Here is a 22,955-nt window from a genome sequence, read left to right as displayed (position 1 = left end):
ATTGGATACATACTCAAGCTTTTGAGGATTGTAGTTGGATAAAAGACACTTGTTGCTGCCCGAAACAGACGATAACGAAGAAACCACCAGAATTTAGATAACATAAATCCACTTATTTCCTTGAAACCAACAAATTTCGGCAAAGCAAGTGTGCAAAATCCAACTGTTTCCGATTCGAGCCTCATCATCATCTGCTCCACTCCTGGACTATTCCCGCTTATACTCAGCAGCGTCTGTAATCCAAGGGTTGAAGCAGCACGCACAGAAATTGCCATCCTCTCCGCACGGCAATCCACAGATTTTATTGCAAGACTGGGCATGATAAGTAGCACCGGGGCATACATTATCTGAGATGAAGGAGAAGAAGGCATCATGAATTGGATCTATTTCGCCAAGCTGTTCAGAACTCGGTTTCAAGCAGGCTGTCTCGCCAAAAGATTGGAGCAGGACGGCTGGATCTACGGGTATCATGATCCGCGTTTTGTGGAAATATACCGTTCGCGCAAGGGCCGGTATGGCGTACGTTTTCTGCCTTAGCCCATAAAAACCAAAATCCTCCTTGACTTTATCCCTGTCTATATTGTATATTATCTATTGTCGCTGTTTGAATATTTGTGAACTGACGCGGGGTGGAGCAGCCCGGTAGCTCGTCGGGCTCATAACCCGAAGGCCGCAGGTTCAAATCCTGCCCCCGCAATTACCTTCCCACCGGACAGCACTTGTATATAACGGATATCCTAGTCCGGGCCCTTAGCTCAGTTGGTTAGAGCGGTCGGCTCATAACCGATTGGTCACAGGTTCGAGTCCTGTAGGGCCCACTTCACTTAAACCCTTACTATGTAAGGGTTTTTTGCTGTATGTAGGCTGATAGGATTGAATATACTTGTGCCGAGAAAGGCCGTATTTTTTAGCTTGCTAACGGATTTGCTAACGAAGATTTTTATTCTACAGTTTCGAGCTGTTTTTCTGCGAATTTATTGAGTTTTGAAAGAGCTTGACCCGCCGGATCAAATCATTTGTCTTGGGCCGCCGGATCACCAATCCATCCCGCGTCCAATTCGCTGTTTGAATAACCTTCAGCTCTTTCTTTTCGAAATCAATATCTTTCCATCGGAGCCCCAGAATTTCACCGCGCCGCATTCCAGTGTATATTGCTAATGAAAAAGCAATGTGGTGAACATGATGTTTTGAGAATTGCAAAAAGTGAGTAAATTCCTCAATGGTCCAGAATGCATTTCTTTTTGTTCGTTTACATTTACTTTGCTCCGCATGGACACTTTACTCATGATGTCTTCTGCCAGTAACCCCGATTCTGTATAGGCAAGTCTAAGCGCGCGTTTCAGCACTCCGAGAATGTTCTTCATAATCTTTTGAATATTTCTTTCTGAGTTCAGCATAAAAACCCTTGATGGCACGCGGGGTAAGTGCCTGCAATTTTACTTTGCCGAGTACCGGAATAATTCGGGCTTCGATAATAGTTTTTTCTGTATCGTATGATGTTGGTTTAAAATTTGGTTTTGCGTGAGTCTCAAGATATTCGTAAAGATACTTTTCCAAAGTAATGTTGAAGGTAACGCATTGAATATCACTTTCTCCTCCTACGGATACTCTGAACGGGATATTCGGGTGATCGCAGTCCCGAAGGGGGCTTTTCCGGACTTATCCAAAGTGGTTAGTCTAACGGATGGTAAACTCATTCACACTGCTGAAACGGTCTATAACGGCAATGTAAGCGTGAATGCGAAGGATATCTCCAAAGTCCTCGGCAAAGACGTAGATATCATCGTGGATGATGGTTATGGCCGGACAGCCATTAAGAGCATTACGCTTCCAGATGAGCAAGCATTGGACTTCGTTCCTACCAAGTTGACTCTTACGGACGGTGGACAGCTATGGGTGAAGTTCCGTTATGACGGAGATGATATTATGGCTTCCGATTATGCGAATACGCGGGGGATGCCAATGAATGCTGCAGTCAAGATTGGCGGTGTACTTACCGCAGAGTTTTCGCTGGCTTCGATGAACCAATCTCTTCCTGCGACAATAGTGAATGGGCAGGAGTTCAACTACATGCTCGGTAAAATCGAAATTGGTGATAATCCAGGGAAGTACTACATCAAAGTCGATGCTACGATTAACAATCCGGTGCATCAGGATCGGGCGCTAGAGTCACCGGCAGCAGCGTACAACAACAATAAGCTACATGGGGAATGGATGATTGAACGTGTAGCTCCGAAGGCGGATCTCATTGCGGTATCGATCACAGCATCTCCAAGTTCCATCACCAAGGGAGGCCATTCAAGCATCACCGGCAAGGTGAAGAACGACAGCGAAGTTGACCAGAATGATGTGCTCATTCGCTTATACGATAACGCCAGCAAAATCTATGAGACGCGAAAATCTTTTGCTGCGGGTCAGACGCTAACCGTGGGTCCTTTTAATTGGACAGGCACCTCGACAGGAATTCACAATCTTACGCTCTCCGTTGATCCCGAGAAAGAAAAGGTAGATCAGAATAGGAGCAATAACATAGTCACGACAGGCTGTAGTGTCGTCTCAGGAGCTTCAGGAAGTGGAAGCGAATGTAATCAGCCGGAGGCTGCTGGCGAATGGTCTGTATCCTATCCAGTGATCACTGGTTATCCTACGAAGTATTACACTTCAAGCTACACAACGGCGGATGGTAAGACTCACTATTTCACTGAGTACTACACCGACTACGGTGACCCTAACTGGAGCAATACTCCTGTAACGTACCAGGAGCATCTGAAGATCTCTGCAGAAGTGAACACCAAGCAGGGCATAGCAACAGATCTTAATCGCCCCAAAGAGACGGACAGGGAGAGTCGGGGTTCCTGGGAGATTATACCTTACGCCAAGAGAAGCGGAAAGGATGCCAATACAATTACCAGAGCCGGTTACGGCATTGAGCTTAAAGTGAATACAACGTACAACACTAATTGGGAGACTAAGATACCGACAGGCCTGGAAGGAACAGCCTATCCGTTAGGGGGAACTTACTACGGTCCTGATGCGGTGTACGCTACCTTCTATGACTCGAACTGGAAGTACGAGCGGCAAGTTAAGCTGGAGAAGACTAGCGGGGACCGCAATAACGCTACCTGGGAGTTACCTTTAACGAAGATCACCTCTGACTCTGGAAAAGTCTATCAAAGCAGAAAATACATGACCTCTGTGAATGCGACAGATGGCTATTACCGGATTAAAATTTCAACTGATCCCGCAGGAATGAATAGCTTAGTGACTTGTATTACGAAGCAAGTAGAAATCTACGGCAGCATGTACGATGATGTGCAGAATGTAAGACGGGCCAAATAAATAGCTAACCCCATCGTTCTCGGTGGGGTTTTACTTGTGAAGTAACGGAAAGCTCGTATGAAGGAGGAAAACATGATATCTAACTTATGTACATTGCTGGAGGTAATCGTGATCTGCGGCCTGCAACTGCTATTTCCGGACCTAGGAGTATAGATTGATGGCCACAGTAAATATGTTGCTGATAATACACTTAATCATGCTTTGCTGCTGGTTCAGCTACACGGATATCACGGAGCGGCGGATCTCCAATAAGCTGACGTACCCAGCAATATTATCATTGCTAGTGCTCAGGATAGGATTCAGCCCTGAATATTTATGGGGACTGGTCCCGGCTGCAGTGTTGTTCCTGGTCTTCATGATCAACCCAAGAGCTCTTGGAGCTGGAGATATTAAGTTAATCGCTCTAATTGGAATGAGTGTAGGTTTTGAGCGAACTATTTCGGCATTGTTAATGATGTGTATTTTCGTATATCTGTATCTCGGATATACAAAACTCCGCTCAGGTAAATTACCTAACTCAATTCCCCTTTCCCCATTTCTCAGCTTGGGGTTATTTGTCGTTCTACAAATTTCTATTAAAACTATTGGAGGTTGTTAGTGATGAATGAGACGAAAAATGCAGTAGTTGTTGGTAAAGCAGTTATTGAAGTGGGGGGCATTCCGATTGCTTATTATAGTCGTTATGCTGGTAGTACCTTGCCTGAAAAAACAGTATTAGTGTTACATGGAGCTCTCGGTAATGCTGAAACTACCACTGACATGTGTAATGAATTAGCCTTGCTAAGACCTGATGTTTGTGTATTTCAAATGGATAATCCCGGACATGGAGCATCTGGAGGAGATCCGCTTGAAACAATAAGTAGTTTGTCTGATATCGTGTGTGGATTTGTTAAAGCCATGCAAGATAGTGCTATATTTACAGAGGGGCTTTATGTATTTGGTCATTCAATGGGTGGGACTGTAGCAGCTAAAGCTGTTATAGATGGAATGAAGGTAACAAAACTAGGTTTACTTCAGAGCGCAGCATCATGGCCTAGCATGGCACCTTTTAGTGAAATGTCCGGGGATCAATTAGTAGCAGCATTTCAGCAAATGATGATCGGTGAATTTGAAGCTATCAACAACCAGGAAAGAACCAGAGACTTAATTGCCCGCATTCCGGATATGTCAGTAAGCGCAGCAGCTTGTATTGCAGATATTAAAGCGTTACAATCATGCGACTTAACTGATATGCTACCTAAGTTGGATGTCCCTACTTTAGTAGTGCATAGTGGGACGGATATGACGGCTACAGCTGAGAGTAGCAAGTGCCTTTTAGCAGGTATTGTGGGTTCACTTAGTTATTATTTGGAGTTTGGGACACATACGTCCGTTATCGGAGAATACAAAAAAGTAGCTAAGTGTATTGCTAATTATATTTAATCGTCATTAATATGATATGAGTTTCAAGGGTAAAGCCCGTCAATCTGATATGATTGACGGGCTTTTTAAACTCTAGAGACTTAGCTAAACAGCCGTTTATCGGGTCAGCCGCAGGCTGATCTCTGTGCGAATCAAATCCCTGGTGAGTCCGAAGCTCGATCAGGATCAGCAGATACCTCTGCAATGCCTTTCACCTGTTCCCTCACTTCTTTATCATTCCACATATTTCCTCAATAACCCTTAAGTGTATTGTAAATTGCTGTCGAGAAACAGACTGTTTGTTCGCCTCTTTTTGTTGTAGGCTTGAAGCATACATATTAAAGGAGATGGACATTTGTGAAAAAGAGAATGAGCATTATAAGTAAGTTGGTAATGGCGGTGAGTCTATTGTTATCTATTATTTTAATCCACCCAACAGTTCAAGGGGATGTTTCATATGCTGAGGGCGGGAAAGTAGTTAATGGAATGCAGGGAGTAACACCGCCTGCAGGTACTATAGCATCTGCAAATAAGTCATATCTCGATATGACCCCTAACAATGTAATAGATTCGAATTTAGAAAGTTTTTGGAACAGTGGGGGGTACAATGGCACACTAGATATTATTTTTCCTGAAGAACTATATCTTGATTTTGTTCAGTTATCGGCCACTGCAAATCCTAAATCTGATGTTACCTATAGTTTATACGGTTTAAAGTCCGACACTTGGGTAAAGATAACTGGCAATATTACTAAAAGTGTGGAACACCATGCTCTTAAATCCTATACCATTCTTGATCCGTTCGAAATAACCCCCGGAAAATATAGCGGGATTCGAATAGTAGCTACTTCAAGTCAAACTTGGATCGATATTACGGAAGTTACTATAGGTTCTGTGACACCTGAGCCGACTATAGCACCAACAGCAACGCCTACTATCACACCAGAACCAACCGTTGAGCCAACACCTACGGTAACACCGTCACCGACTCCAGAACAGCCAACAGGTAACCGAGCAATCTTGGTCGTAACGATGACCAATGGACTTGAAAAAGAATTTGATCTTCCTATGTCTGAGGTCAATGCCTTTTTAAACTGGTACGACACTGCCTCTGGATCGGCCCATTATGGTATTAATAAACATGATAACAACAAAGGGCCATTTACCAGCCGTAAAGATTATGTAATCTTTGATAAGATACTTACATTCAGTGTGGACGAATACTCCGCAGAATAGAATATTGTCTTAGCCTATCCCGCCATTACTGGTGGGGTATTTCTTTGTGTTCAGGAAAAGTTCTCTTACCTACATATACATAATGTTCCAAATAAAATATACTGGTCGTATATAAGCAGAAAGCGGGATGAGTTATGAGTCAAACTCCAAAAAGAAGTGAATTTCTCCGCGAAGTTAAAAGACTAGTAGATGAAGCTCGTGAGGCAGGGGCAGAGTATGTAGATGTAGTATCTGGTGAGGTTCATAAAAACCTTGGTGGATACCCTGCGCAAGATGGAAATCACAGGATGCCAATTTGTTGCGAAGCGATGTACGATTATAAAAAGAGAATTGATGAGATTCTTTTCTCTACGCCGAGTGGCAAAAGTAGTACATTAAAGATTCGTTACTATACGTAGGAGTGATTGTTTTGAGTACTACATATAAAGTCCTAGAGAGCGATACAGACTTCATGATTGCGGACATTTCACAAACGAAAGTATCTGTCTGGCACCAATATAATGATTATCCAGAAGTAGAAGGGTATCATCCGTGTATGGTTAAGATTGCATGGAAATGGTTCAAACGAGATCGTTTTGAATTCAGAGCGTACATAAAATAACCCGCCGGGCTTATGCCTGACGGGTCTTTGTGTTTTTGGGGTTAATGCGTGTAAAGTTTCTTTGTTAAATTAAGTTCTTAACCGATAAAAACAACAGCGTCCTTACGTTGAAATGCTTTTGGTAATTGTTCCTCAAATAAGGTTACTCTCGTAAAGAAATGTTCTTTCTCATCACCCTTAAGATTAAGGTCTGCCCATTTTTTCAATTGCTCTAGTTCTGCAAATAAGTTGGGCAAATCTTCCAATCTTGTATCAAGACCTACCTGAAAACAACTCAACCATTTCAACTTTAAAGCTTGAATTCCAGGTACCCAGCATTTATAAAAAAAAGCTTCACCAGCAATTGGAATGAAAAATTTTTCTTCAAAATCATTTTGTGCATTAAGAACAAATGCGCTTACTGTCATATACTATTTACCTCCATAGGTAGCACTGAATTTATAATCAGGATATTCCTCTCTAAGCTGATTTACAACATTATCAGTCGCTTGTATTAAATCTGCAGAATCTCCATCTAGCCTAAAAACAAACTCCTTGAAGTTTCTGATTAGTTCAATATCTGGTACTATTTTAGATCCACTTTTTGTTGCTCGCGTAGCGATTCCAGTTTTGAGAGCTTCATCAATACGTTTTCGTGTTTTGTCTAATATTTGTTTTTCGGCCCATTGTTGCGCGGTTTGGGCTGGTAGGCCTGTTGAGGGATTAATAATTTCAAGACCTTTAGCAGCTTTATCTTCATAAAAAATCTCTTTTTCCATATCAATTTCATCAATTTCGCCAATCGGTTTTCCTTGAGGATTTATGATTTCAACTTCATAATATTTATTATAAGTGATCTCCCATGTCTTAGTATTAAATTTCACCACAGTACCTGTCTTTGGATCTTTATATTCTTTTATAAGTGGAGGAGTAACATCCTCCCAACCTTCAGCTATCGCTTCCTCTGGAGTTTCAGGAAAGTCAATAGGTGGACCGTTGTAGCCATCGTCGTCATCGTCGTCTGGTGATGATGTTGGATTAGGATCTTCCCCACCTATAACAGGAGGATTAGTAGGTTGTGTACTTGGTACTGCTGACGGTGTAGGATCAACATTTGGTGTAGGTTCTATAGATGGACTTGGCTCGGCAGTTGGTTGTGCAGACGGGTTAGGTGTTGATGTAGGCTGCGCGGATGGATTAGGCGCTACTGTAGGCTGTGCAGACGGTTTAGGCTCAGGCACTGGGTTGGTCACAATTTGCGGATTGGCGATTATCGTCGCGGTAGTATCTGGGAAGAAATCCGGATCAGGAAACAAAATCTCAACGCCTTCAGAATCATTAGGCCATGCCTCTTTAAGTTCATCAGGAATAGGAACCAATTCCGGGGCTGTCTTAGCATTGCGATCAATTTCATAGTCACCGCCTTCACTGCTGTTAATCAGTACACTGTACCTGCCAACACCTGTACTCATATCTGCTTCAAGCACAGACTTCGGAACTTTAGCGTAACCATAAGACATGTTAGAATGATAAGCTGCATCCAAAAAACCTTTTCGTTCTACTTCACTCGTACTTGGATTGAGAGCGTAAATAATTTGAGAGCCATAAGGATAAGCTAATGCGATATACACAAAATTCTTATCTACACTTGATGTAGGTTCAGGTGGTAAAGCAAATAAGCTCCAGTAACCATTGTTCCAATCGTACGAGTCTACATAATGAGGATATGTTGCGGTATTCTCATAATCGTAACCATTGGTAAATAGGTAATCCACTCCATGCAACCGGAAATAAAATTTACCATCAACTTTAACAACAATTCCGTCTGCAAAGGAGTGTACTACAGGGTCAAGCCAAGCATATATAGGACGATACTGTTTGAACCGTTCAATTTTATCGGAACTTAAAACCATGCCAGTAAGATCATTTTGTGTATAATCCGAAGTCGTATAGTAAGACACGGAATCAGGAACACCAACATTAGACGGGCGCATATAGTCGTAAATCTCATAAGCTAAATCCGCACCCGAAATCCACATACCCGCACCTACAACTGTCTTAAGCCAACCAGGCGTACCACTAGGGACCGCAAATTCTACAGCCTTTTGCACGCCCGCAACTTCCTCCGCAGTAAGCCTCTGAAACCACCGTTCATTCGCCTTCTCTAACGCCCTTTTTTCTGTTGTTCTTACACCTTGCTTTACCAAAATGGATTCTGCTGCGGATTTTGTCTCTTTTTTGATTAACTCCTTTATTGCCCACTTAACTGGTTCCTTCAACAATGGAGTAGCGTGTACCTGGGGAAGATTTCGAGTACTCGGAATAATTAATAGACTGAAAACTAAGAGTATTACTAATATTTTACGTTTCAATGTTAACCCTCCATTATATAACTTAAGTCTCTGACTTTAGTTCGTATGCCGTTCTTATTGCACGCCTCCTTTTTATAATATAGATTTTTTTATCAAAAAAATTTCAACCTTTGAAATCTACAAAAAAATACTATTATGAAAAAAAGACTATGTCTAAACATTAAAACCTAAAAAATGGATTTATTAGATGTTTTCGATTAATGTACACAATTATGAGAATGAAGGCTGAGTCGATAAAAACAAAACCGCCTGGCGTATGCCAGACGGTTTTGTTTTTACTGAGCTGTGTACTCACTTACTTCAAAGGTTAGGATCTTATCATGTATTACGTATTCAGTTCGTTTACTGAACGGGCCTTTGTTGTTGTCGTGCTTATCAATTCCGTACCGAGCAGATCCGTTCGTCGAGTCGTACCAGTTAAGAAATTCATTAACTTCAGAAATAGGAAGATCGAATTCTTTATCTAGACCAGTGGTTAAAGTGATTGTGAGAATCGCACGACCACCCGAAGGTACTTCTGGAGTTGCGGAAGGTGATGGTTCAGGTGTTACGGTTGGTATAGGCTCAGGTGTTGGTGTTGAAGCAGCATGTTCCTCCCCAAAAAAGTCAACTTCATAAATTCCAAATGCAGAATTTGTAGTATTTGTTATAGCAATTTTAGAGACATTATCAAATGAAAGCCCATCAATTTTCGTGCCGCTAACATCAGGTGAAGCCACATCTCCTATCAAATTACCAGTAAGATCATAAAAACTAAATTTCATTTTATTTGTGATCGCTTTTATCTGATAAGCATTAATTGAGGCAACCTCAGGAAATTTGTACCAAATAGTTTTAATAGAAGGTGAGTTATATCCTCCTAAACTGTAAGATGTAGTTTCATTATTATCTGTAAGTTCTGAAAACGTTCCATTTATCGTAATTTCATTCGGACCGTAATTTATACTCTTCCCATTTAATAATCCACCGGTGTAAGCATACGACGGAGAGGCTGGATAAAGCGATGAAACTAGAGCGATGATTAAAGCCACTGCCAATGATGAAAAAATAACTTTCAATCTTTTAGACACTTATATATTCCACCTTTTATAGAATTAGATGTTGTAATAGTAAAATTAAAGGTGAGTATTGTCTAAACAAAAAATCTTATATATGGGATAAATAGATTTAAGACATCGAAAGTACATAATTATGGAAACAGGTGGTTAACTCAAGAAAAGTTAAAAAGCCTGTCAACCTTAAACGGTCGGCGAGCTCATTTTTTATTCATTAGTTAAGTATTCGGCAAATAATCCGGGTTGTTTAAAATCTGATCAACAATAAAAAGCAAGTCATCATCATTTACATATTCATCGCCGGCTTGGTCTGCATTGTATTTTACCGGATCAACATCAGGCGCAAAATATTTGAAGTACCTGGCATCAATAGCAAGGTCAACAAGAGTATACGTACCAGACTTATTGACGTCTGTTGCCTCGATGATTACACTGTCTTCTAGGCAGTTATCTTTCTCCAGGTCATATTCCTCTTCGGTATCTGCAATCCTCGCTTTGGTTGCATCGACAATGGCTGTACCTTTGGCTTTGGCCTTAAACTTGAGTTTTACAACAACTGTGTCTTCGTTGATGCCGTATTCTTCACCTTGGCTGGCTACTACAAAGCGGACAACGCCGTTTTTATCAACGGGATTATTGTACACCTTAAAGCCGGTTACCTCTTCAAACCCGAGGTATTGCAAGTGTTCCTTGTCGTACTTCACTTCAAAGTCTTCCGCATAAATATCCTTCACATTTTTTAGGGATACATCAGCTGTAAATTCTTTGCCTAAACCAATCTTTTCTGGTGCGATGGCTACATCAAGAGTGGGCTCCAGTGCTGGTGTTGGAGTAGGGCTTGGTGTAGGTTCAAGTGTTGCTGTTGGTGTAGGTTCAGGTGTTGCTGTTGGTGTAGGTTCAGGTGTTGCTGTTGGTGTAGGTTGAGGTGTAGCGGTCGGTGTTGGTGTAGCAGTTGGCGTCGGCGTTGGTGTCGGCGTATCCGATATGAAAGCATGAAACCCTACCTCATAAATCTGATTATCAAAGTCATAAGGATGGTATATCTGCGCACTCTTAACATTGTTGTACCTTGAAACAACAGGATCGCGGTTAGCATTGGTCTGCCCTAAATAAGCACCGTCTTCGCCATAAAAAGCTACAAAAGCCGGATACTGTGCCCGTATCGTTATATACGCAATATTAACAGGCGCAGCAAATTCCACTGTTAATCTACTATTTTTGGTACCATAAGCTTTAAGCGTAATATAAGGATTTGATGTACCGTATTTTTTGTCTGTTAAAATACTGGTTACATCCTGCCCGGTATCAGTCACCGTATACTTAACCCCATCAATATAATTGTCTGGGTCATAGTTGGCTGCAAAAGCCCCCTGCATAGGCAGCGCCGCAAACAATAAAACAATGATTAATAATACCTTTTTCAATTAACCCACCTCACAATAATTTTTAAGTCATCATTAATAGTTTTCTATGTACTCAATATACAACAGTCTTATTTCCCCTTTCGTAGATTAATTTGTATTCAGTTGCCTGGACTATCCTAAGGCAATAATTGGGATATGTCTAAACATTAATTCTTATATTTGGGATATATAGATTTAAGACATTAAAAGTACATAATAATGGGAAGATAGGCATATAATCATGATTGATTAGAGAACATTTGTTTGGGTATAATACAAACAAGTGTTCTTATTTAATTCGGAGGCGATCAGTCATGAAGATGAGCATCGGCCAAACCATAGAATTGATATATCTGGACAAAGCGGGCAAGATCACACAACGGAAAATGAGGTGCGCGGGATTCGGGGCGGTCGAATCCGGGCTACTTGTTTGAGCACCGGCCAGCCCCGTGTGTTCCTGACGGCCAATATTTTGTCTTGGCGTCCGGTGCCGGAGCGGCAGCATGCTTGACGATACCCCGCGTAAGCTGCTTAGGATCATCGTCCAGTTTAAGTATCCTTTTAAAAGGATGCCAACGATCCGGGAACTGGGGAAATTAAGCGGGCGGAGGCCGGCGGATGTGATCAAAGGTTTTAAAGTGCTGGCGGCAGAGCATTATATAGTATGGGATGCGGGTAAGCCCATTCAGACAGCGGTAATAGTGGAGGGATGGGAACGCCATTTATCAGATGATTCAGCACCGCAGGGAGGCGCACAGACGGCGCAGCGTGGGATTACTGGCTATACCATTAGGAGGTTGCTATGAGTAAGTTGGATGGCAACGAGCGTTGGAAGACTAAGATGCTCATGACGGAGCACGTTCAGGCGTATGAGAAAGCGGAACAGGCGGCTGGTGGCAGTAATAGGATGCTCACTGCTGAAGAGCGGACCATAATAAGGGATCTGATCTTGTTACCTCATATAGATACGATGGTCACCAAGAGTCTGCGAGAACTGGAGCACTCCAGCAGCATCCTTAAGCGGGCTTGTCTGCTAGCCGGTGAGGCCATCCAAAGAAAGGTCATGCAGGATACTCAAAGACTTCAGAAGGAGCTGAAGCAAAGGAACATCCGTTTTGTCCTAGACGAACATACCGATTTCGTCATATATCATAAAGTCTTTTGCCGTGGTTACGAGGAGCGATTTGGACTCACACGGGATGTGATGCGCACTGAGATAAGCTTACGACTTACCAAGTATACCTCAGAACTGGGGCGCATAATTAAAAACGGCTTTAGTACATAATAAAACCCCGGATAATTTATTCGGGGTTAAATCTATTCACACGCTTCGCCGTCACTGTCTCGATCAAGTTTTTGAGAGTATCCTGGTTCTCCGGCATACATCGGGGCAGCACCGGCAGCACGAAAAGCTGAACAACTCTACCGAAAATTCATCTCGGTGACGGCTACAGATGGCTATTACCTGATTAAAATTTCCACCGATCCTGCAGGGATGTATAGCTTAGTAACTTGTATCACGAAGCAAGTAGAAAACTATGGCAGTATGTATGATGATGTGCAGAATGTCAGATTGATCAAATAAACAGTAAACATCTAACCCCATCGTTCTCGCTGGGGTTTTACTTGTGAAGTAACGAGAAGGCTCGTATGAGGGAGGAAAACATGATATCTAACTTATGTACACTGCTGGAGGTAATCGTGGTTTGTGGCCTGCAACTGCTATTTCCGGAACTAGGAGTATAGATTGATGGCCACAGTCAATATGTTGCTGATAGTATCCCTAATTATGCTTTGCTGCTGGTTCAGCTACACGGATGTCACGGAGCGGCGGATATCAAATAAGCTGGCGTACCCAACAATTTTATCACTGCTAGTGCTCAGGATAGGATTCAGTCCCGAATATTTATGGGGACTGGTCCCAGGCGCAGTGTTGTTCCTGGTCTTCACGATCAGCCCCCGATCATTGGGGGCAGGTGATGTAAAATTGGTTGGACTGCTTGGATTATGTATAGGCATGGAACGAGCGGTGGTTACTCTATGGTTGATGTGTGTTTTTATTTGGGAGGAAGAAAAGTTGCTGTCAGTAAAGACCCGGATCTCTGTGCCATTGGCACCATTTCTGACCGCTGGGTTGCTATGGCCGTAGCCACTTTATGACTAGAAATTGTCGATTTACAGATTGTTACAATCGTGTTAATGTGAAGCTACACGGATCGGAAGCACCGGCGTGTAGTCCGAAAGTATCGGCGCAATCGCCCTGTTGGCTTAGGCTGGCAGGGCGTTATTTTGTTTGAAGAAAATATACAGAGAGAAACACGAACTATATTGAGGCCGTATCATAGAGAAGTGCTATTGTTGGGGGAACACTATTGATAGTTCCAATTCGTGGTTAGGACTAGAATACGGCGCTCATAGCTGGCGGCAAAGACCGGAAACAGCATTTCGGCTTCCTCTAGGCCAATAAGTAGATATTTCCAATTATTCAGAATAACAAGCTCGGCTTTCTCTAATTCCTCTTAGTCCGTTTCATGGCGCCGGCACGCTTGCTTTTACTCGGGTTAGTCACATGAGACGCTTACATGAAAAGACGGAAAAAAAGCAAAGCTCGAATACTTTACGCCAAGCGCTATGAGCCAATGCGTTTTTCAGGTGCCGATGGGACCATGATGAATTAGCTCATTTTATCAGGACAAATTGAGAAGAGGTTAGCTCATCCCTACTTAGTCCGGAGGTCAAACTCAGAGCGTTTAGTTCATAGCCTTTCAGCGTTTTGCGAATGAAAAGGCATTCCGCGGAAACAGCCAGACCCTTTATAGTCTTTCCTGCAGCTCCAACTCGTCCATGTAATCCCGTACATTTTAGGACATATGAGAGTGCGTGACTATGTTCTGCCAGACGGCATGCTTGGTATAATTAGTTAGCCAATCTATGGTACTTGTCCTTCTATGTCAAACATTAGACTGAGGTGATTAATATAAAGACAATTTTAGTTATTACAAGTTCAATTGATAAGACAGTCGATTACTTAGTTTATAACTTTAAAGAAAGGGTAAACTTCTTCAGAATTGATACTGATAAACTTACAAACTATAAATTCGAAGTACGGACCACTAGCTTAAGGATTACTAGTTCTGTGGGAGTTATAGAAGATAACTCTATTGATGCTGTGTACTATCGAAAACCAATGATGCCTGACATGTCTTTGTATAATTATAAATTCCATTCTTTAATGCAACGTGATATTTTAACTCTTATAGAAGGTATCGCGGAAATAGTGGGAAAAAGAAGCCTTACACGGCCTTCTATTTTAAAACGTGCAGAAAATAAGGTTACTCAGTTACATATTGCTTCTAAGCTTGGATTTCTACTTCCAGCTTCACTTATCACTAATGACAGTGTTTGTGCATCTGATTTTATTAAAGATGAAGTATCAATTGTAAAACCTTTATCTGTTGGAAGAATACTTGAACCCACAAAAATAAATTATATACAAACCAATCTTGTAGATCCTTCTATTCCAGTTCAAAATTTAGAAATAAGTCCATCCTATTTCCAAAAATATGTAAGTAAAGATGCAGAATATAGAGTTACGATCGTTGGAAAATGTGTGTTCACTGTCGAGATTCAATCAAGTGATAAGGTGGATTGGAGGAAAACAACTGCAAATGTTCAATATACTAAAGCCAGTTTGCCTGCAAATTTAATAAATCTATGTTTCAAATTAATGGAAACGTTAAATATCCAATTTGGAGCATTCGACTTTATCTATAGAGATGGCATCTATTATTTTCTGGAAGTTAATCCGAATGGGCAATGGTTATGGTTAGAACAATTACTTTCACTTAACATTTCTACTGCGATAATAAACTACTTGACCGAAGAGGAATCTGCCCATGCCTAAACTTTTGTTCATTCTTATAAAACTTCTTTCATTTTCACCAATTTTTCGGGTTATTGATAAAAGTCATTTTGGTGATTTAAAAAGAAACTCAGAAAGAATTAGTCTCAATATCTTTAGCGTAAGCTTAGGCACTGTAATATATTGTCTACTCTATACTGAAATTAATATACCAATGTTTAAATTATGGATTCATAGATTACCTCGTACTGATAAGATATTTAGTTTTGGATGGTCAGAAATGATATATCTATCAAAATTACAACCGAGAATACCTGATGCAGAATTAGATCAAAAAAGAAATGATTTTGAAATTGATTTAACATCTAAAACTCCTGAGGAAAAGGAACTTTTAACTCAAACTATTTTATTTAAAATTAATGATTGTCAAACAACACAAGGTAAAGTCTTTAATAAATTTTTGGCATATTTAGCGATAATAGCAATATTGATTCCTATATATATTCCGTTTATATCAAAAATAAGTGACATCTTAGAAAAACCGATCCTCCTATCTAATTTATATATTATTTCTGGTATAATTACACTTTTTTCTTTAATTAATATACTATTGTTTGCATATAAGTTTATTAAAGTACAAGGATATCGCAAATTCCTTTTTAGGAGTATTAAAAATGCTCAGAATCCTATGGAGGCATCTACAAAATACCTATCAGGATTGTATTATGATTGGCAGGAATTGCAAAACAATAATGTTTGCGAAGTTAGTCTTATTAAGAATATTGAAAAATATTTGATTTGCATTGTTTCTTGGAATGTAATAATTTTGTTAGCTACCCTCTCATTTAACCTGTTGACAACTACGACTAACTATACACCTACACAAATTGAATCTAAAAGTAATAATAACACTATTCAAAGTCTTGATATTTCATCTAATCCTGAAAATTTTCTAGAAAACAATAAAAAGTTATTATTGCAGCTACAAACACATTTAATAAATAATGATTTTAAAGAAATAATTTTTATAAGAAATAGTAATATTATTTCAAGTAATTATCAGCGACTACTTGATTTTTTGAAAGTCTATAATTATAATAATATTCCAGTTACAGAAGTTTTTACTTCAAATTTTAAACTCTCGCAAAGTGAAATACAAATCATTTTTATAAGGAGGTAACACTTAATGAAGGAACCTTACATATCCAAATACATTAGAACAATTCCTCTCGAAAATACTAAAAAGGATTTATCAACTGGAAATATTGAAGATACTGTTACAAACAGTATAAAGTTCTCAGATTCAACTAGACTTACTGAGACATCGGAAACATCTGATGAAGATGATCTTCCTATATTATTTGATTCTTGTATAGAAACACGTTCTTTAGAAAGTATCGATCCAGACGATAGATTCTTTTTGGTTAGTGACGATTCTACAAGGCACACATTCACTTTAGAAAATACCGATGAAGATGATTCAATAGCAATATTTACATATGATCATTTGAGAGACGCTTCTATTTCGGAAGATTTGGCCTCAGATGATAAAAATATTTAACTAGAGAAAAGCCGATTACTCTGCTAAGTGAGTTACTCGGCTTTTATTTTGTTTAATTCTTAATACTTTGAATTTACTTAGGATCTGGACAGTGGAAAAGTCTTTATCGCTTAGAAGCTAACGAAATAATTGTCAAAAATCAGACTATTTTTTTATTTTATTATTTTGGTTAATATATAAATTTTGATCAAAATTGTATAAAATAGACTTGTGTAATTAAGCTATGGGGAGTTTCGATCTTGCGTCTCTTAATTTTTTTCCAAAAAAAGCAAATACAAACAAATCTTTAGAGGTAACTATACACTTGAAACAAACGTTCTATCCCTTAACAGTCTAGAAAAACCTTAAATAGTTTTGCCTGAGGCACACTTGTAATACGTAGGGCTGGGGTTCAAATTCCCCTGCAAAGCTAATAATTTTTCATTCTTTACTCCGATAAAGTGGATTTTCAGGACTCAATATAGGCACACTATACGCATCACTGAAGCCTGATAGTAAAAATATCAAGTTTATGTTGGGAAGAAGGGGCAAAGTGTTGAAATTACTTTACTAGATGGATTTAGTGGGCAACTCAATGACCCCACTTTCTATATGTTTCCAAACATTTGTGTTGGGGGGATAAAAATGAGCTGGGCAAAAGAGTACATGGCTAAGATTGAGGAACAAGGATTTGAGTGCACAGTAGAGAAGTTTGTATGTCATAATTGTGTAGATGATTATGCTCTAAAATTGTTTATCGAAGATAACGCAGAACAATGTAAGTGTGATTATTGTGGTCAGCAAAGTGATGAGGAAATCTCGGTTCATATAGAAAAACTTCTACATGTTATTATGGATGGTATAAAGACTGAATGGGGAGATCCTAATAATGAAGGTGTTGGTTGGGATGGTAGAGAAGGCGGTTGGCAAGGGGCAAAAGTTATTGATACATACGATCTAATTTGTGATGAACTTAGTGATGAACTTGGGATTGAAAATGAAGATCTAAAAAGAGATATTTATAGCTCGATTAGTGACCAACAATGGTGTCAGATAAGCCCGTATTTACTTAGAGAGTATGAAGAGAATTATGTTACGTGGGAGCTGTTTTGTCAGCAAGTAAAACATGAAACAAGATATGTATTCTTTCACATAGAAGATAATCCAAACCGCTATGGTATTATTTATTCTCAGCCTTCTCAAATACTTGAAACAATCGGACAGTCTATAATAACTTTAGGTTTAATAAATTCAAAAGCAGTTTCCTATAGATTTTACAGAGGAAGAACTCATAATGATTCAACTGGCTTCTCCAAAGTTGAAGAATTGGCTTCACCTCCTAGAGAGTTTTCAATTTATTCCAACAGAATGAGTCCTGCAGGTATACCAATGTTTTATGGAGCAACAGATGAAGCAACAGCTATTGAAGAAATTCGTGATGATAAGAAATATGTGACAGTAGGGATTTTTGAGAATTTAAAAAATCTAAATTTATTAGATCTTTCGAAACATATTCAGTTTCCTAGTCTTTTTGATGAAGAAAAAAGACATCTAAGAAATGCTGTGATTTTTATAAGAAACCTTGTTTATGATTTATCAATGCCTGTTACTAAAAATAATATTGAGCACATAGAATATGTTCCTACCCAAATTGTTACGGAATTTTTCAGACGTGTATTCACTATGGAAAATGGTGAGAAAATTCATGGGATTCTCTACCCCAGTGCAAGAGTGAGTGGTGGAGTATGTTGTGTTCTTTTTATTGAGAATGAAGATTGTACTCAAGATCCCAATGATACTGATAAAATGCTTAATTTGAGTACACTAAATACGTCTCAATTATAAGCAAATATTCTTAATAAAAAGCTTTCACTTCCGGCAAACTAGGGATAAATCTTGTTTCTGCTGAACCATAACGCCCTTTCCCTAAGCTCAGATGGTTAGAGTTGCCAGAACAGCGAATAAATCCTGGATTGCTCCAGGATTTATTGGTCACATAATTGGTCACGAACTCTTTATAATCCAATTTACCTTATAGTCCCGAACTCCAATAAAATCAACGATTCACTAATAGAGTTTAGGGCATATATCCCTTTCCTCTATATCAGTTGGTTAGAGCGGTCGGCTCATAACCGATTGGTCACAGGTTCGAGTCCTGTAGGGCCCACTTCACTTAAGTCTCTTGCTTAGCAAGGGGCTTTTTATTAGCGTTCAACCTCTTTTAAACATAGAAATATGGGCGAATAAGGGGTGAATCAATGAAATTATTAGACGGTCTCTAGCTTCTTTTAAGGAGGTTAGAGCCAAGTTGAGCAGAAGTATGAAGAAGACACCCGTATGCAAAGAGTACGGCAGCCGCTGGAGTAAACGGCAGGCGAGCAAGGCTGTGCGGAGGTACACTGAGGATATCCCGTTTGGGAAGTGCTACCGCAAGATTTATTGTTCTTGGAATATTAGCGATTGGAGATTTTACACGCCTTATGCGCAAGCATTTAAGGAATGGGAGACCACTGGCAGCACTTGGCGCAGACAAGTTAGCTTTCAGGAAATGGCTTTGGACTGGAATAGAAGCTTTAAAAGAAAGTAACAAAAGAAGCCGCCGGCAGGGAAGCGCCGGCGGCTCTTTTTGACATGTAGCTTACCATTCCAATCCACTCCCTAACCCAACATCGAAGGCAAAAAGTACAAGAGAAAAAAAATCAGGACAATCACGCTGGTGATTCGGCTCATCATGAGGTAAGCATCGCTGGGCTCGGAGTCGCCTTGGACCATCCAGCCATATCGCAGATGCCAGCCCATGGCCGGGAAGAAGATATTCAGGACTGCAATGATTACAACTAATATAATAAATAGAACAGCCATATTATTACCAACTCCTTAATCCATGTACGCACACCGGGTGTAATAGGTTGCACAAAACAGGAACTTCTCCCTCCAAGTGACACTACTGTCACATCCTGCTCCCGGATTGTTAGGTGATTCGATGGGGGATTCCTGAGCTGTCCCTTATACTGGAAATAGAGTGATCTATTTCAGAAAGGGGATTATTCACCAGTGACTGATGCAATCAAAGCCATAATATTAGGGATTATAGAGGGACTGACCGAATTCTTGCCGGTATCGTCTACCGGACATCTGGTGCTGGCCGGGGATCTGCTGAAGTTCGAGGGAGATACGGCCGTCACCTTCAAAATTGTGATTCAGCTCGGGGCCGTATTGGCCGTGCTGCTGCTGTATTGGAAGAAGTATCTCCATATTGGTGTCAATATGCTGAAGATGGACTTCTCGAAAAGCAAGGGACTGAATGCCATACATATGTTCCTGGCCATGATTCCGGCCTTAATCGTGTACCTGCTCTTCAAGGACTTGATTAAGACTCACTTGTTCGGCCCTGAGCCGGTCCTGATCGGGCTGGTGGCGGGCGGCATCCTGATGATCTTCGCGGCACGCAGCAAAAGAGCCAAGACGGCGGAGACCGTAGATCACCTGAATTACAAGCAAGCCTTCGGCATTGGGCTGTTCCAGTGTCTGGCCCTGTGGCCCGGCTTCTCGCGCTCAGGCTCGACCATCTCAGGCGGCCTGCTGCTGGGGACCAGCCAGAAGGCCGCTGCCGACTTCACCTTCCTGATCTCCGTACCCGTGATGTTCGGGGCGAGTCTGCTCGATCTGTACGACAGCCGGGATCTGCTAAGCTCAGATGCGCTGACATTAATGCTGATCGGCTTCGTGACATCCTTTGTGGTGGCGCTGATTGCGGTGGTAACGTTCATTAAGCTGATCAAGCGGCTGCGCCTGGAATGGTTCGCGCTCTACCGCTTCGTCCTGGCCGCACTATTCTATGTAATTGTCATCCTGTAATCCCCTAATCCACAAGCTTAACCCTGCCGGACATCCGGCGGGGTCACTTGTGTGCGGGCCGCTTAAGACAGCTCAGCCGTATTCCTTAGGCTCCTGAAGCAGGATGGAGAAGGTCTTGGTTCCATGATCTACCTCAATCGTCTCAATACCCACGAAATCCGGAATTTCAGGATGCACTGCATCCACACTATAATCAGGATGAGTCAGCAGTAATTCGATGACCTGCAAGGCGTCCATGTCGATCTTGATCCCCTTTACAGTAGAATCTCACCATGTATAGAGGTGCTTACTGGTCTATATCTCTATCCCGTATTATCCCCGCATCGCTTAGCGAATATGTCTGTGGATGATATTTCTGTCTTCGCCCCGTTCCATAACGGCCATAAGCTGCCCCTGAAAAATCCGCCGTTGGATCTGGTCAATCCGCTGCACCGCCAGCGGAACCGGGACCTGGAAGGTTACCGCCAGTTCGGCAACGGCATCATCGCGAAGCTCAGGCAGGGTGCCCTTAGAGATCATCGAATAGGGCATGGAGGCGTACAGAATGAACCGCTCGGATTCATCCCTCTGCGCTTGTGTGAACTCAGCGGGCATCAGGGTCGATTTCCCGGCATGGCGCAGCAGGTGGCAGAGCTCATGAAGGAATTCCAGCCGCTGAAGCTCGGGAGGCAGCCTGTTGTCGATATACACGCTGTACATTCCGGCCGCAGCTTCCACCGCCTTGCTTCGGACATCCAGATAGTGGACCCAGATATTCAGCCGGTCCGCTATGTAATCGATGGAGATGTCGGACGGCTGGCGGACCCCGATCCGCTGATAGAGATCCTCTGTCCATTGCTCCAATGCTGTCATCTGATAATAACCTTGCATCATCAATCACCCCAATATAAGATCGTATGTTCGTATTATTGGCCAAAAGAAAAGCCCTAAAGGGCTAAGCAATCCGCCTCCAAGCGGCGGCTGAATGGAACGGGTGTTCCTATGTATGTAAGCATAAAGGAATTACACTCGAATATCAAGTGTTTTTCCCAAGCTGGGGTGCGGGGCCTGGCTCAGCATCTGGACCATACTCTGGGCCTCGCTCTGGGCCTGCTCCTTGGCAAGACTCATAACCTGCAGCCCTGCGGCCTGCTGTAACGCAGACTGGCTCATAACCACGGATAAAGCGGCAATATCCATAACAGCAACCTCCATCAGGGATTTGAACCCGGTCTTTCCTCTCTTATATCGGCCGATGGCCGCCTGTCCGTTAGGTGAATGTGATTTCTTTGCCGTAAGGCCCATGCATCGGGACGGAATTTCACATATTCTGTGCTGTATTCAATATTCAAGAGGAGGAATTAATGATGGGAGCAGAATATGGTTGCGGTTGTGGAAATAACGTTGGCGGAGTAAATCAGGGACCTCCAGTCGTTCCGGTTGTCAGCCCTTGGACTTCCACTGGCGCTATTCTGGTATTGTTCATCCTGCTGGTTATCATCACTAAAGCCTGTCTGTTCTAAAAAGACCTGCAGCGAAACGCAGCCCTGAACGGCCCTGTGCCGGACAGGGCTATTTTTTCTTATTTTTGCGGACTGTGGGCCCGATCTGGCGTTTGATTCTGCCGGTGGCTGCATCGATTTCGACAATATAGAGTTCTTTGATTGTTCCGGCGAGCGCGAACCATTCCTGTAAGGCTTCAGCCTCAGACATCGGTCCATACAGCCGCCTGCCCCGGTAACAGATATAGAACACTTGCGGCTCTCCATCTTCTTTATTAGCTCCCCTTTCATTGTACGCTTCATTCAAATGAAATGGGATAAAACAACAAGAGCCGCTGACGCCTATTTGAACATGAACTCCACCCTGGTGCCGTCGGCAAAGTCCTCCAGCTGATTGCCTACCCAGCTTCCTGCCCCGCGGTTATCGCCGGGGGTTATGTACTTGATATCTGCGCCGGCTCCACCCTCCGCACACATGGCCATCGGCCATTCGTCGCGGTCGTAGCCTTTTTTGACGGGCACGCCCTTCAGGGATTCCTTGCGGTTCTGCTCGGCTTCCTTCCGGTCAATGGTGCATACCGCCGGATGCCCCTTGCGGATCGCCTCACGGATGTGCTTGGCTGTCTCCGGGAACCGCTGTGCCGGGAATTCCAGCTTCACGGCCTCGGATTGGCCTGGTGCGGGCTGCGGCAGCCACTGTCCGTTCTCCCCGAACCCGAACCAGTAGGCAGCCAGACTGAACAGAAGAAGGATGACGAGACGGATGACGGATTTACGCTTTTTCATATCTGCTCCTTGTACGGTGTTGTAATATAGCCTGCGGCTGAC

At 41.9% G+C, this 22,955-nt stretch carries 25 protein-coding genes, 2 tRNA genes and 1 pseudogene; 15 read left to right on the top strand and 13 right to left on the bottom strand.

From position 1 onward, the window contains the following. Nucleotides 1–372: 372 nt before the first annotated feature. The 3 genes from MHI24_RS07925 to MHI24_RS07915 all read left to right on the top strand — a co-directional run bounded on the left by MHI24_RS07925 (nt 373) and on the right by MHI24_RS07915 (nt 818). Nucleotides 373–537 carry a hypothetical protein gene (locus tag MHI24_RS07925; protein WP_019909365.1) on the top strand — a complete coding sequence of 55 codons (165 nt, stop codon included), beginning with the start codon at nt 373–375 and terminating at the stop codon, nt 535–537. An 86-nt stretch (nt 538–623) separates the two neighbouring features. Next, nucleotides 624–697 (top strand) — tRNA-Met (locus MHI24_RS07920). A 47-nt stretch (nt 698–744) separates the two neighbouring features. Further along, a tRNA-Ile gene (locus tag MHI24_RS07915) sits at nt 745–818 on the top strand. 127 nt (nt 819–945) lie between these two features. On the opposite strand, the gene MHI24_RS07910 is transcribed toward MHI24_RS07915, so the two are convergent. Together MHI24_RS07910 and MHI24_RS07905 are read right to left on the bottom strand one after the other, a co-directional pair. Beyond that, nucleotides 946–1,200 (bottom strand): tyrosine-type recombinase/integrase, encoded by a 255-nt coding sequence (locus MHI24_RS07910; protein WP_340025099.1) that lies wholly within the window; start codon nt 1,198–1,200, stop codon nt 946–948. A 126-nt stretch (nt 1,201–1,326) separates the two neighbouring features. After that, nucleotides 1,327–1,557, bottom strand: coding sequence for an N-terminal phage integrase SAM-like domain-containing protein (locus MHI24_RS07905; RefSeq protein ID WP_340025097.1), 231 nt, complete (start codon nt 1,555–1,557; stop codon nt 1,327–1,329). Between the two features lie 21 nt (nt 1,558–1,578). On the opposite strand from MHI24_RS07905, the gene MHI24_RS07900 reads away from it, so the two are divergent. The 5 genes from MHI24_RS07900 to MHI24_RS07880 all read left to right on the top strand — a co-directional run bounded on the left by MHI24_RS07900 (nt 1,579) and on the right by MHI24_RS07880 (nt 6,374). Beyond that, nucleotides 1,579–3,339 (top strand): CARDB domain-containing protein, encoded by a 1,761-nt coding sequence (locus MHI24_RS07900; RefSeq protein ID WP_340025096.1) that lies wholly within the window; start codon nt 1,579–1,581, stop codon nt 3,337–3,339. A 157-nt stretch (nt 3,340–3,496) separates the two neighbouring features. Continuing rightward, nucleotides 3,497–3,937, top strand: coding sequence for an A24 family peptidase (locus tag MHI24_RS07895; RefSeq protein ID WP_340025095.1), 441 nt, complete (start codon nt 3,497–3,499; stop codon nt 3,935–3,937). Nucleotides 3,938–3,939: 2 nt separating this feature from the next. After that, complete coding sequence (locus MHI24_RS07890) at nt 3,940–4,761, top strand: alpha/beta hydrolase (RefSeq protein ID WP_340025094.1); 822 nt, start codon at nt 3,940–3,942, stop codon at nt 4,759–4,761. 336 nt (nt 4,762–5,097) lie between these two features. Further along, on the top strand, nt 5,098–5,976 hold the full coding sequence (locus MHI24_RS07885) for a hypothetical protein (protein ID WP_340025093.1): 879 nt from the start codon (nt 5,098–5,100) through the stop codon (nt 5,974–5,976). Nucleotides 5,977–6,110: 134 nt separating this feature from the next. After that, nucleotides 6,111–6,374, top strand: a complete 264-nt coding sequence (locus tag MHI24_RS07880) for a hypothetical protein (protein ID WP_340025092.1) — start codon at nt 6,111–6,113, stop codon at nt 6,372–6,374. Nucleotides 6,375–6,654: 280 nt separating this feature from the next. Here the strand turns inward: MHI24_RS07880 and MHI24_RS07875 are convergent, their stop codons facing one another. The 4 genes from MHI24_RS07875 to MHI24_RS07860 form a co-directional block, all read right to left on the bottom strand. Then, nucleotides 6,655–6,984 (bottom strand): hypothetical protein, encoded by a 330-nt coding sequence (locus tag MHI24_RS07875; protein ID WP_340025091.1) that lies wholly within the window; start codon nt 6,982–6,984, stop codon nt 6,655–6,657. 3 nt (nt 6,985–6,987) lie between these two features. Then, nucleotides 6,988–8,928 (bottom strand): hypothetical protein, encoded by a 1,941-nt coding sequence (locus MHI24_RS07870; RefSeq protein WP_340025090.1) that lies wholly within the window; start codon nt 8,926–8,928, stop codon nt 6,988–6,990. A gap of 275 nt (nt 8,929–9,203) precedes the next feature. Next, nucleotides 9,204–9,998, bottom strand: coding sequence for a hypothetical protein (locus tag MHI24_RS07865; RefSeq protein WP_340025089.1), 795 nt, complete (start codon nt 9,996–9,998; stop codon nt 9,204–9,206). Nucleotides 9,999–10,201: 203 nt separating this feature from the next. Continuing rightward, the gene (locus tag MHI24_RS07860) at nt 10,202–11,407 is read right to left on the bottom strand and encodes a cohesin domain-containing protein (RefSeq protein WP_340025088.1); all 1,206 of its coding nucleotides are present in this window, start codon (nt 11,405–11,407) and stop codon (nt 10,202–10,204) included. A gap of 781 nt (nt 11,408–12,188) precedes the next feature. On the opposite strand from MHI24_RS07860, the gene MHI24_RS07855 reads away from it, so the two are divergent. Beyond that, on the top strand, nt 12,189–12,671 hold the full coding sequence (locus MHI24_RS07855) for a hypothetical protein (RefSeq protein ID WP_340025087.1): 483 nt from the start codon (nt 12,189–12,191) through the stop codon (nt 12,669–12,671). A 32-nt stretch (nt 12,672–12,703) separates the two neighbouring features. Here the strand turns inward: MHI24_RS07855 and MHI24_RS07850 are convergent. Beyond that, nucleotides 12,704–12,808 (bottom strand): annotated as a pseudogene (locus tag MHI24_RS07850) (excalibur calcium-binding domain-containing protein); the annotation flags it as partial. Nucleotides 12,809–14,522: 1,714 nt separating this feature from the next. On the opposite strand from MHI24_RS07850, the gene MHI24_RS07845 reads away from it, so the two are divergent. The 4 genes from MHI24_RS07845 to MHI24_RS07830 all read left to right on the top strand — a co-directional run bounded on the left by MHI24_RS07845 (nt 14,523) and on the right by MHI24_RS07830 (nt 18,633). Further along, nucleotides 14,523–15,290 (top strand): hypothetical protein, encoded by a 768-nt coding sequence (locus tag MHI24_RS07845; RefSeq protein WP_340025086.1) that lies wholly within the window; start codon nt 14,523–14,525, stop codon nt 15,288–15,290. Next, nucleotides 15,283–16,428: a hypothetical protein gene (locus tag MHI24_RS07840; protein WP_340025085.1), complete on the top strand. Its 1,146-nt coding sequence runs from the start codon at nt 15,283–15,285 to the stop codon at nt 16,426–16,428. The genes MHI24_RS07845 and MHI24_RS07840 overlap by 8 nt, the downstream gene beginning before the upstream one ends. Nucleotides 16,429–16,434: 6 nt before the next feature. Next, on the top strand, nt 16,435–16,809 hold the full coding sequence (locus MHI24_RS07835; protein ID WP_340025084.1) for a hypothetical protein: 375 nt from the start codon (nt 16,435–16,437) through the stop codon (nt 16,807–16,809). A 624-nt stretch (nt 16,810–17,433) separates the two neighbouring features. After that, entirely contained in the window at nt 17,434–18,633 is a 1,200-nt protein-coding gene (locus MHI24_RS07830; RefSeq protein WP_340025083.1) for a HEPN-associated N-terminal domain-containing protein, read from the top strand. An 813-nt stretch (nt 18,634–19,446) separates the two neighbouring features. On the opposite strand, the gene MHI24_RS07825 is transcribed toward MHI24_RS07830, so the two are convergent. Continuing rightward, complete coding sequence (locus MHI24_RS07825) at nt 19,447–19,650, bottom strand: DUF6199 family natural product biosynthesis protein (protein WP_340025082.1); 204 nt, start codon at nt 19,648–19,650, stop codon at nt 19,447–19,449. 192 nt (nt 19,651–19,842) lie between these two features. Here MHI24_RS07825 and MHI24_RS07820 point away from each other — a divergent pair, with 192 nt between their 5' ends. After that, nucleotides 19,843–20,646, top strand: a complete 804-nt coding sequence (locus MHI24_RS07820; protein WP_340025080.1) for an undecaprenyl-diphosphate phosphatase — start codon at nt 19,843–19,845, stop codon at nt 20,644–20,646. A gap of 72 nt (nt 20,647–20,718) precedes the next feature. Here MHI24_RS07820 and MHI24_RS07815 read toward each other — a convergent pair whose 3' ends face one another. From MHI24_RS07815 to MHI24_RS07805, 3 genes are all read right to left on the bottom strand, one after another. Continuing rightward, a complete protein-coding gene (locus tag MHI24_RS07815) occupies nt 20,719–20,883 on the bottom strand; it encodes a hypothetical protein (RefSeq protein ID WP_238655892.1) in 165 nt (54 codons plus the stop codon). A 90-nt stretch (nt 20,884–20,973) separates the two neighbouring features. Next, nucleotides 20,974–21,519 (bottom strand): ImmA/IrrE family metallo-endopeptidase, encoded by a 546-nt coding sequence (locus MHI24_RS07810; protein ID WP_340025079.1) that lies wholly within the window; start codon nt 21,517–21,519, stop codon nt 20,974–20,976. 129 nt (nt 21,520–21,648) lie between these two features. Continuing rightward, nucleotides 21,649–21,825, bottom strand: coding sequence for a YjfB family protein (locus MHI24_RS07805; protein ID WP_340025078.1), 177 nt, complete (start codon nt 21,823–21,825; stop codon nt 21,649–21,651). Between the two features lie 164 nt (nt 21,826–21,989). Between MHI24_RS07805 and MHI24_RS07800 the strand changes: the two genes are divergently transcribed. Beyond that, the gene (locus MHI24_RS07800; protein WP_340025077.1) at nt 21,990–22,148 is read left to right on the top strand and encodes a YjcZ family sporulation protein; all 159 of its coding nucleotides are present in this window, start codon (nt 21,990–21,992) and stop codon (nt 22,146–22,148) included. A gap of 49 nt (nt 22,149–22,197) precedes the next feature. On the opposite strand, the gene MHI24_RS07795 is transcribed toward MHI24_RS07800, so the two are convergent. Continuing rightward, on the bottom strand, nt 22,198–22,380 hold the full coding sequence (locus MHI24_RS07795; protein WP_340025076.1) for a hypothetical protein: 183 nt from the start codon (nt 22,378–22,380) through the stop codon (nt 22,198–22,200). Nucleotides 22,381–22,469: 89 nt separating this feature from the next. Continuing rightward, entirely contained in the window at nt 22,470–22,913 is a 444-nt protein-coding gene (locus tag MHI24_RS07790; protein ID WP_340025075.1) for a NucA/NucB deoxyribonuclease domain-containing protein, read from the bottom strand. Nucleotides 22,914–22,955: the final 42 nt, after the last annotated feature.

Origin of the sequence: Paenibacillus sp. FSL K6-1096, assembly GCF_037977055.1 — a bacterium.
Classification (GTDB): domain Bacteria; phylum Bacillota; class Bacilli; order Paenibacillales; family Paenibacillaceae; genus Paenibacillus_AQ.
The sequence above is the reverse complement of the archived record's forward strand: the minus strand, read 5'-3'. Positions and strand labels throughout refer to the sequence as shown.